Here is a 9,053-nt window from a genome sequence, read left to right as displayed (position 1 = left end):
GGATTATTATTAATTTTGCATCATAAGTAACCAACGCACCAACAAGCCTCACAGACATGGCCTCATTTTCATCCTTATTAAATCCCGGCTTCTCAGCCCGCAGAATCATTGTAAAGACCACCCGCAGATTCTACACCTTCTGCAACATGCTGATCGTGCTGAACGCACTGGCATTCGGTCTGCTCACAGACGCTTCGGTCGCCGAGCGCATCGGTCCGGAACTCGAATCCTTCTGTGACATGAGCATCCTGATCTTCATCGTGGAACTTATGATCAGGCTGTCAATAGAAAAAAAGAGCTTCTTCACAGGGCGCAACCGCTACTGGAACTGGTTTGACACAATCATCGTCGTGCTTTCATCGGCAGCCCAGCTGGGAACATTCTCCTCATTCCGCGTATTCAGGATTTTCAGAGTCTTCCGTCAGCTCAACATCCTGCGCGTGGTCCGTTCCGCCGACAAGCTGAAACTCATCGTCGAAGCCATTTTCAATGCAATTCCAGGCATGTTATGGACCACGATCCTCTTCGTCATCATAATGTACACCTACGCACTTCTCGGCTCCACCTTCTTCGGCGCTGATTTTCCCGACTGGTTCGGCAACGTATGGCGCTCGATGTACTCCCTTTTCCAGATCATGACCCTCGAAAGCTGGTCAATGGGCATCGCGCGTCCGGTCATGGACGTGTTCCCTGCTGCCTGGGTCTACTTTGTGACCTACGTTCTGATCGCCTCCTATGTCATCCTCAACATTGTAGTGGCCCTCGTCGTAAGCTCACTCCAGGAAGTCACAGCAAAAAATGAAGCGAAAAAGTCACAGAAGCTCTCCAAAGACGCCCTGCGCGATGAGATCGACAAGCTCCGGAATCAGATCGAAGTTGTCAACGAAATGCTCAAAAATATGAAATAAGAGGGTGTTGAAAACAACCTCTAAGAATTTGCGTCCGGTCTCCCCCCCCAAGGAAACCGGACGCATTGTTGAGTTGTGGATCATACCCGCCCTATTCACTTTTCAACCGTAGTGCAGACAAATTGATAACAGCCCATCCGCCGAAAATCTGGAGCAGCATTCCGGGAATGCCGATCCTGAAATCCTGACAGGCAAGAATAAAGTCGCCTTTCAGCGCCCATTCGCCCAAAGTCCCCACACACTGATAGGCCAGCACAACAAGCGCCAACAACGGCAATGAGACCCTCCGGCTTCGCGAGGCGGCATATCCGGCAAAACCGGCAAGGAGACACGATTTGAGCATAATGGCAGGCAAAGCCGCTACCGGAGGCATTCCGAACAGCAGCGAATTGACCACCGGCGACGCCAAGGCGGTCAGCAACCCGACACGCCATCCATAAGCCCAGGCCCCGACAAGCGTGAAAAAATAAATCGGAAGCCAGGTGACTCCTCCCTGAGACACCAGATGGAACAACTGCGGGAGGGCAATATTACCCGCGACAAGCAACAAGGCAGTCACATAAGTCCTGAGACTGCCAAAAGACAAAGAATGCAATTTTACAGATCTTTCCATAAGAGTTCAAGCTTCTATTTTTGTTCATTTAGAGGGTGTTCAAAAACAACCTCTTATAAATTCTTCAATCAGCGGCAGACATTCATCCGCACTCCGGCAGTCGGCACAAAGGCTCTCGACCGGACAGATGCCCGTCCCGGCGCGGTTGATGATATTCGGGACAGCCGTCCCGTAGCTGACCGCAACCGCCGAGCGTTCAAGCAGTTCCAGAGCAGGGAGGCTGATGACTCCGGCATAGACCTCAGCCACACCTCCAAGCACCATAAGGGCGGCTGCCCCCTTCCCTACCACCTTATCGGCCACAAAAGCGCCGCGAAGCACCTGCGGCTCGTCGGCAAGCAGTCTGAAAAGGTCTCTCACACCTCTCTCATGCTCTACGGTCACAAGGCCTGAGGGCTGACAGATCAGACATGAACAGGCCTCATGCCTGAGTCTGCCGATCAGTTCCTGTTTCAGTTCATCCGCGATCCCGTTCATGTCTCATTCCTTTTAAGAGGTCGTACATTTGTACGGTTAAATGTACAACCTCTAAGACTCTCGACAAAGCCGTCAATGCGATGGAGTTCGGCAGGAATGTCGATCGACTGCGGACAGTGCGGGGCACACTGACCACACCCGATGCAGTGGCTCGCCTGACGCAGTTTCGGGACCGAACGGTCATAGCCGACAAGGAATGCACGGCGCGCACGGCGATACTCCTCCCCTTCACACGATTCGGGGACATTGCCTTCGTTGACACATTTATTATAATGCAGCAATATTGCCGGAATGTCGAGTCCGTAAGGACAAGGCATACAGTATTTGCAGTCATTGCAGGGAATGGTCGGATACTGCATCATGAGATCAGCCGTCTCAAAGAGAAAACGGTTTTCCTCTTCGGTCAGGGGCTTCAGCGGACAGAACGAACGCAGGTTGTCCTCCAGATGCTCCATGTAGGTCATGCCGCTCAACACCGTAAGCACTCCCGGCCACGAACCTGCGAAGCGGAAAGCCCATGAGGCCACACTGCGTTCAGGTTCGGCCTGTTTCAGACGGCTGACCACATGGTCGTGGAGTTTCGACAGACGGCCTCCGAGCAACGGTTCCATGATGATAGCCGGAATCCCGCGCTTCTCCAGCTCGCCGTAAAGATATTCGGCATCGGTGTTGCGCGGATTGATCTCTTTGGCATGCCGCCAGTCAAGATAGTTGAGCTGGATCTGCACGAAATCCCACTTATACTCGTCGTGGCGCGACAGAAGATAGTCAAACACCTTTATATCGCCGTGATATGAGAATCCGAGATTCCTTATGCGCCCGGCCTCCCTCTCTTTGAGCAGAAAATCGAGGACTCCATTGTCCATATAGCGATGGTTGAACTCCCGCATGCCGTCGGAACCCATGCCGATAGCGTGGAGAAGCATATAGTCAATGTAGTCCGTCTGCAACTCTTTCAAAGAGGTATGATACATGGCGAGCGAGGCCTCGCGGCTCCATGTCGAAGGGGCGAAATTCGAGAGTTTGGTCGCAATGAAATACGAGTCGCGCGGATGGCGTTTGAGAGCAATCCCTGTGGCACGTTCCGACTTTCCCTTGCAGTAGGCGGGCGAGGTATCGAAATAGTTCACCCCGTGCTCGATGGCGGTATCGACCAGACGATTGACCATCTCCTGATCAATCTCCTCCTCACCGTCGCGGGCAACGCCTTCGCTGACCGTCGGCCATCGCATGCAGCCGTAGCCGAGCAGCGACACCTTTTCGCCGGTCTTCGGATTGGTGCGATAAGTCATTTTGTCGGTGGGTATATCACCCTGAGCCGTGACGCTCTCGCCGCTGACCGGATTGCGCTTCAGATCGCAGCCCGGCAAGGCCGCAGCCGACAAGGCCACGGTGCCGCCTCCGAGACGCTTGAGGAAATTGCGGCGGCTTATATCTTTATTATTGTCACTCATATTTAAGGGGGATAACTATCTGTGTTTTTTTGTGTGTGGGACAATAGATTGTTTATCTGCATGTCGAATTCTCAGATGACACGGTGGTTCTCATGGCCTTCGACATAGATCGCGCTGAACGGGCGCGAAGGACAGAGATTCTCACACGCCCCGCAGCCGATGCAACGTTCGGCGTTGACCGCAGGAATCTTTGGCGAATCATCCTTACCGTTGACCGAAGGAACCATCACAATGGCTCCTACGGGACAGTGGCGCGCACAGTTGCCACACTCGACTCCATCAGTCAGCGGGACGCAGTTGTCCTTTATCCAGACCGCATGACCGATCTGAATCGAAGACTTCTCAGCGGTCGAGATCGGCCGGATGGCCCCCGCCGGACAGACTTCGGAACATTTCACGCATTCCGGACGGCAATAGCCCCGCTCATACGACGACTCCGGCTGCATGAAGGTCAGCAGGCCTGACGACGGGCGCAAAACGCCGTTCGGACAGACCGTCACACATAGCTGACAGGCAGTGCAGTGAGACGACATATTGCGCAGACCGATGGCACCGGGAGGCACGATCGGCGTCGAGCGCTGCGGAATTTTTTTGTCAGCGATCACAGCCAGACCTCCGTCAACGGTCTTTTCCTGAGCCTTCACGGCAGCCGCAGCTGTCACAGCCGCCGCACTGACCATAAACTGTCGGCGCGACCTGTCAGCCCCGCCGGACTCAGCCTCTCGGCTATCAGTCCCTGAGCGGCGATACCCATAGCTGATAGCGCCACGGTGACATTTGTCGAGACAATCCATGCAGCTGACACAGCGGCTATAATCAATCTGATGGTTTCGACTGTCAATGCAGGCACTCTTGCAATTGCGCGCGCAGAGTCCGCAGCCATTACATTTCGACGTATCGATCACCGGCCTGAACAAAGAATACTTCGACAGAAAACCGAGCACCGTCCCGACCGGACAGACCGTGTTGCAGTAAGTGCGACCATTGCGCCATGCAAGCACCCCGATCAGAACAAGAGTCACAGCGGCCACAGCCAGAGTCCCGGAACTTTTCAGCCATATATCGACCGAATAAAAAGCATAACTGTCAGCTCTCTCTGCCCATGAAGCAAGGAGATTATTGCCCCACAGCCACAAGGGAGAAAGCAGGCTCTGGACAATGCGCCCATAGGAGCTGTATGGCGCCAGCAGAGCCACAAGCGATCCGATTCCGGCAGCGATGGCAAGCGCCATCAAAACAAGAAACGTCACACGAATAGTCGTCTTGGCCGGTGAATAGGAATAACGGTTCTTGCGGGCCATTTTTCCAAAGCAGGCAAAAACATCCTGCATCACCCCAAGCGGACAGATGACCGAACAATACACACGGCCAAAGAGCAGCGTCAGCGCCACAAGCCCCGTTATCACCCCGACATTCAGTGCAAGCAGCGCAGGCAGGAACTGCACCTTGGCCATCCATCCGAACCAGGCGTGGATGGTCCCGCTGAAATCGAGAAACAAAAGTGTTATGAACGTCAGGAAGATGACGGCAAATATCTGTCGGATCTTTTTCAACATTGCATCTGTTTTTTCAATTGGTCAATCTGCGTAAGTGTTTACAGCGGGCTTCCGCCCACTTTTTCATCGCTACAAAATTAACAGCTGATTTTGACAAATATACAAAACTTTTTACGGATAATCCTACCAATATTACAGATTTTCACATTTCCCCACACAAATCCGCAAAATCCACGATAAATTTCCGCTTCCATCCACAACTATGATCACAAGATCATATATTCCGGCAGTCTCTTGGAATTTAGAGGATATTTCATACCAAGAATGAGGCAAATCTCATGGAGGCACTGCTAATTGTCGGCAATGGATCGAAGATCCTATGTTTCAGAAACCCCAGGGTGAGCGAGTGCCGAAGCGCCAGCGTAGGCCGAGCGGAGCCTGGGGAGGTGGAGAGATGCCACTGATCCTGCCTCGAAGAGGCTGGCTAAATACTGAAGCCCGGAAAAAAACGAGAGGTGTATATGCTCTCCTGATCCTTAACCAGCCTCTCCGAGGCAGGCATAGCATGACACATCCACTACCCCAGGCACCGCTCGGCCCGACGGGCGCTCGCTCAGCCTGGGGTTTCTGAAATCTACCATCTCCGATGGTTCAGGCCACACGCGTCCCGGCGCTCCCCACACGATGCGGACGCCCAGGAGTGAGCGAAATTGACAGCAATGGATCGAACTCCTATATTTCAGGAAACTCAGGCTTTTCAAGCCTCTGCACCGCTCACGGCCTACGCCGAATGGCTTCTTCGGCATCAGCTCTCACTGAGGTTTATGGTACTGTGATTTTTGCAAAAAATTTGCATTGCTCCGCATTATCGCAGTAAATCGGCTGTTGCGGTGTGTATCTTTGCAGAAAAAAAGAATTACATCAGCGAAAACACACCCGCCAAACACATCCGCCGATATGAAATCCACACGCTCCAATCACCCCCACAAACAGGCCTCGGCCATCTCCTACCCTGTCTCCGAAAAGTTCCTGCGCTATGTCATGGAGCGCATCTCTTCAGCCTCTTCTGTCGCCAATCTCGGCTGTTTCCTGACCGGACAGCTTGAAAGAGCCATTCTTATCTACATCAAACAGCGCAGAGTCCCGTCAACGAAAGAAGACTCTCAGTTGCTGCTTGCCTTCTGCCTGCTCAGACCTGAGATCGACAAGGCCATAAGCCGCTCAGAGGCTGCGAGAGCCCGTGCGGCAAAAAGACGTGAACTCAAAAAAGAATCCTCAACACAGCCTCAGGAAGCACCCGAAGTTCAGCCCGCCGAGACCTGCGAGGCCCCAAAGGAGGCTGAGTCTGACAGCCCTGCAAAAGAACAGCAGACTGATCCATCAGGAATAATGAATCAGTCTGCCGTAAACGAAAATCATGAACATGAGGCGGCGACCGCAGCTATTACCGAAAGCCGTCGGAAACGCCGCTCGCGCAGACGCAGACACAAGCGCCGGTCATAAAAAACGACCTCTTATCTGACCTGCGGCATATTTGATGTGAAAAATCCGGCGATCCGGTCCATCGGGATCTTTTCGAGATTGTCGTAAAGGTCACAGTGACTTGCGCCGTCGACAATCAGCAGCTCCTTATTGTCTCCTTTGAGAAGCCTGAACGCATCCTCGCCGAAGTAGCGCGAGTGAGCCTCGGATCCATGAACAATCATCACGGCACTTTCCAGCTCTCCCGCATATTCAAAAAACCTGAAATTCATGAACGGCAGACAAGATGTCGCATTCCAGCCGTCAGTCGAATTGCCTGAACGCGGATGGAAACCGCGCGGGGTCTTATAATATGCGTGATAGTCCTTTACAAACTGAGGCGCATCTTCGGGAAGAGGATCGACTACCCCACCTGCGCGTTCGTAACGCCCGTTGCGGTAATCTTCGGTGCGTCTTGCAGCAAGCGCACGGCGGTTCGCATTGCGTTTTTCAGCGGAATCATCACCGTCGTAATAACCATTGGCTGTAACACGGGTCATATCATACATGGTGGAAGCGACAGTGGCCTTGATACGCGGATCGTTTACAGCTGCCTGGATGGCGATTCCGCCCCAGCCGCAGATGCCTAAAATGCCGATTCTGTCAGGATTCACATCAGGCTGTACGGACAGAAAATCGACCGCAGCTGAAAAATCCTCCGTATTGATGTCAGGCGAGGCCACCCGACGGGGCTGCCCGCCGCTTTCACCTGTAAACGACGGATCAAAGGCGACAGTCAGGAAACCGCGCTCGGCAAGCTGCTGGGCGTAAAGCCCACTCGACTGTTCTTTGACAGCGCCAAAGGGGCCGCTGACCGCAATAGCCGACAGAGAGCCTTCTACGTTCTTGGGCTTGTAAAGATCGGCAGCGATGGTGATACCGTAGCGGTTTACAAAAGTCACCTTCCGGTGGTCAACCTTATCACTTTTCGGAAAAACTTTGTCCCATTCCTGGGATAGAGTCAGCCGCTCAACCGGAGCGACGGACTGATTTGTATTCAGATTATCCATAGTCTGAGCATTGATTGCCAAAGTGCTGAACAGCATGGCATAAAGAGCCTTTTTCATTCTTGTAAAAAATGTTTCATTTAACTATTGCAAAGTTAATACATCGCAACAGCACCCCAGAACCCCGAAACGCGGTAAAATATACCACAATTCCAGCTGAGAGGACTTTCACGCCCACAATGAGAGCATTTGGATCCTTTTTTTGACATTCAGCTTGTCATCCATTCGGTAAAATCAGATAGATTTGCTTTCACACGACTTATTTTTGTATCTTTGCGTGATTTACAGCCAAATCTATTATCATGTATAAAAAAGTAATTTGTGCGGCATGCGGTGCCGCTTTATCTCTGACCTCTTTCGGAGAAACGATTGATATCAGAACTCTGAACTATTCAGGACCTTTCGAGGTGATCACTCCTTTTATGCTTGACAGCGTCGATGTCCGCTCGGCCAAATTCGACACTCTGGGGCTGCTGAAATCCCCGATTTCATTGAATGCCGCAGACAAGGGCCGCGAATTCCGGGAGGCTACACTCCCATCATCAAAGACAACAGCGCTGCATCTGCTGAATTTCACCATTGATAACGAACGCTATTTCACCGGCTCGCTGAAAGTCGACGGCCTTAAGCACAAAGATATATATCTTGACGGCAAACTCCTTGACGGCAACAGCCTCGCGCTCTCACCGGCCACCCATACGGTAACCATCAAATGTCTTACGCTTCCCGGTTCATCGGATTCCATCAAGGTCTCACTTGAGTCCGACAGCAAGGTCCCGGTGAGCATCAATAAGAAACAAGAACGGCGCTATACACTTCAGGATGTGATCACAGGGCGGCGCTTCAGTTCTGCCAAAATCTCGCCAAGCGGAAAATACCTGATCACAAGTTACTCCCATACTCACGACGGAGGCAACATCACAATCACTTCAGATGTCAGCGAACTTGCTTCCGGACGGAAGTTATTCTCCAGCACCGAAAATCTGAACTGGATGCCTGAAAGCGATGCCATCTACCTCACCCGGACTGTTGACAAAAAACTCCGGCTTGTCACCGTCGACCCGCTGACACAGGAAGAGAAGGTGCTTGCCGACAATCTTCCGGGCAGCCGGTTCGTAATGTCGCCGACAGAAGACTTTTTTGTCTATCTGAAGAATCAGGAAGAACAGAAAGAAAAAAGCGAGGATCTCTACGAAATCGTCAATCCTGAAGACCGTCAGCCGGGATGGCGTGTGCGCGGCACTCTCATGAAATTCGATCTGGCAAGCGGTCTCAGCACCCCGCTGACATTCGGATATCGCAACGTGGCCCCCGGAGGCATCTCCTCTGACGGATCAAAACTACTGTTCATGGCCTATGACACCAAGGTCGACCAGCGTCCGAGCTCACTCGTTTCAGTCTATCTGCTGAACCTCACAACAGGTGAATGCTCTGCCCTTCTTGAAAACGAAGGCTTCATCGGAGACGCCAGACTTTCGCCTGACGGAAAGTCAGTAGCCCTCGTCGGATCTCCCGAAAGCCTTGACGGAATAGGCAAGAATCTGCCCGAAGGGATGACTCCCAACATGTATGACACC

At 52.4% G+C, this 9,053-nt stretch carries 8 protein-coding genes and 1 pseudogene; 3 read left to right on the top strand and 6 right to left on the bottom strand.

Features of this window, described 5'->3' with window-relative positions; genetic code table 11:
- Window positions 1-56: 56 nt before the first annotated feature.
- Entirely contained in the window at window positions 57-908 is an 852-nt protein-coding gene (locus tag K2H17_RS07610) for an ion transporter (RefSeq protein ID WP_300133349.1), read from the top strand.
- Between the two features lie 91 nt (window positions 909-999).
- On the opposite strand, the gene K2H17_RS07605 is transcribed toward K2H17_RS07610, so the two are convergent.
- The 5 genes from K2H17_RS07605 to K2H17_RS07585 form a co-directional block, all read right to left on the bottom strand.
- Complete coding sequence (locus tag K2H17_RS07605) at window positions 1,000-1,521, bottom strand: ECF transporter S component (protein ID WP_300133346.1); 522 nt, start codon at window positions 1,519-1,521, stop codon at window positions 1,000-1,002.
- Between the two features lie 39 nt (window positions 1,522-1,560).
- A complete protein-coding gene (locus tag K2H17_RS07600) occupies window positions 1,561-1,998 on the bottom strand; it encodes a DUF1893 domain-containing protein (protein WP_363319932.1) in 438 nt (145 codons plus the stop codon).
- Window positions 1,995-3,452, bottom strand: coding sequence for an aldo/keto reductase (locus K2H17_RS07595; protein ID WP_300133343.1), 1,458 nt, complete (start codon window positions 3,450-3,452; stop codon window positions 1,995-1,997). The genes K2H17_RS07600 and K2H17_RS07595 overlap by 4 nt, the downstream gene beginning before the upstream one ends.
- Before the next feature lie 71 nt (window positions 3,453-3,523).
- Window positions 3,524-5,008: a 4Fe-4S binding protein gene (locus K2H17_RS07590; protein WP_300133340.1), complete on the bottom strand. Its 1,485-nt coding sequence runs from the start codon at window positions 5,006-5,008 to the stop codon at window positions 3,524-3,526.
- A gap of 476 nt (window positions 5,009-5,484) precedes the next feature.
- Entirely contained in the window at window positions 5,485-5,754 is a 270-nt protein-coding gene (locus K2H17_RS07585; RefSeq protein WP_300133337.1) for a hypothetical protein, read from the bottom strand.
- Between the two features lie 151 nt (window positions 5,755-5,905).
- On the opposite strand from K2H17_RS07585, the gene K2H17_RS07580 reads away from it, so the two are divergent.
- A complete protein-coding gene (locus tag K2H17_RS07580) occupies window positions 5,906-6,451 on the top strand; it encodes a hypothetical protein (protein ID WP_300133334.1) in 546 nt (181 codons plus the stop codon).
- A gap of 11 nt (window positions 6,452-6,462) precedes the next feature.
- Here the strand turns inward: K2H17_RS07580 and K2H17_RS07575 are convergent, their stop codons facing one another.
- A complete protein-coding gene (locus tag K2H17_RS07575; RefSeq protein WP_300133352.1) occupies window positions 6,463-7,479 on the bottom strand; it encodes an alpha/beta hydrolase in 1,017 nt (338 codons plus the stop codon).
- 299 nt (window positions 7,480-7,778) lie between these two features.
- Between K2H17_RS07575 and K2H17_RS07570 the strand changes: the two are divergent.
- Window positions 7,779-9,053, top strand: a pseudogene (locus K2H17_RS07570) (S9 family peptidase); the annotation flags it as partial.

Origin of the sequence: Duncaniella sp., from assembly GCF_029054785.1 — a bacterium.
Taxonomy (GTDB): Bacteria; Bacteroidota; Bacteroidia; order Bacteroidales; family Muribaculaceae; genus Duncaniella.
The sequence above is the reverse complement of the archived record's forward strand: the minus strand, read 5'-3'. Positions and strand labels throughout refer to the sequence as shown.

What these genes read in the sequence shown, in the direction of transcription:
- K2H17_RS07585 (WP_300133337.1), bottom strand. Translation starts at nt 5,754, where the DNA reads ATGCCGAAGAAGCCATTCGGCGTAGGCCGTGAGCGGTGCAGAGGCTTG.
- K2H17_RS07605 (WP_300133346.1), bottom strand. Translation starts at nt 1,521, where the DNA reads ATGGAAAGATCTGTAAAATTGCATTCTTTGTCTTTTGGCAGTCTCAGG.
- K2H17_RS07595 (WP_300133343.1), bottom strand. Translation starts at nt 3,452, where the DNA reads ATGAGTGACAATAATAAAGATATAAGCCGCCGCAATTTCCTCAAGCGT.
- K2H17_RS07580 (WP_300133334.1), top strand. Translation starts at nt 5,906, where the DNA reads ATGAAATCCACACGCTCCAATCACCCCCACAAACAGGCCTCGGCCATC.
- K2H17_RS07600 (WP_363319932.1), bottom strand. Translation starts at nt 1,998, where the DNA reads ATGAACGGGATCGCGGATGAACTGAAACAGGAACTGATCGGCAGACTC.
- K2H17_RS07590 (WP_300133340.1), bottom strand. Translation starts at nt 5,008, where the DNA reads ATGTTGAAAAAGATCCGACAGATATTTGCCGTCATCTTCCTGACGTTC.
- K2H17_RS07575 (WP_300133352.1), bottom strand. Translation starts at nt 7,479, where the DNA reads ATGGATAATCTGAATACAAATCAGTCCGTCGCTCCGGTTGAGCGGCTG.
- K2H17_RS07610 (WP_300133349.1), top strand. Translation starts at nt 57, where the DNA reads ATGGCCTCATTTTCATCCTTATTAAATCCCGGCTTCTCAGCCCGCAGA.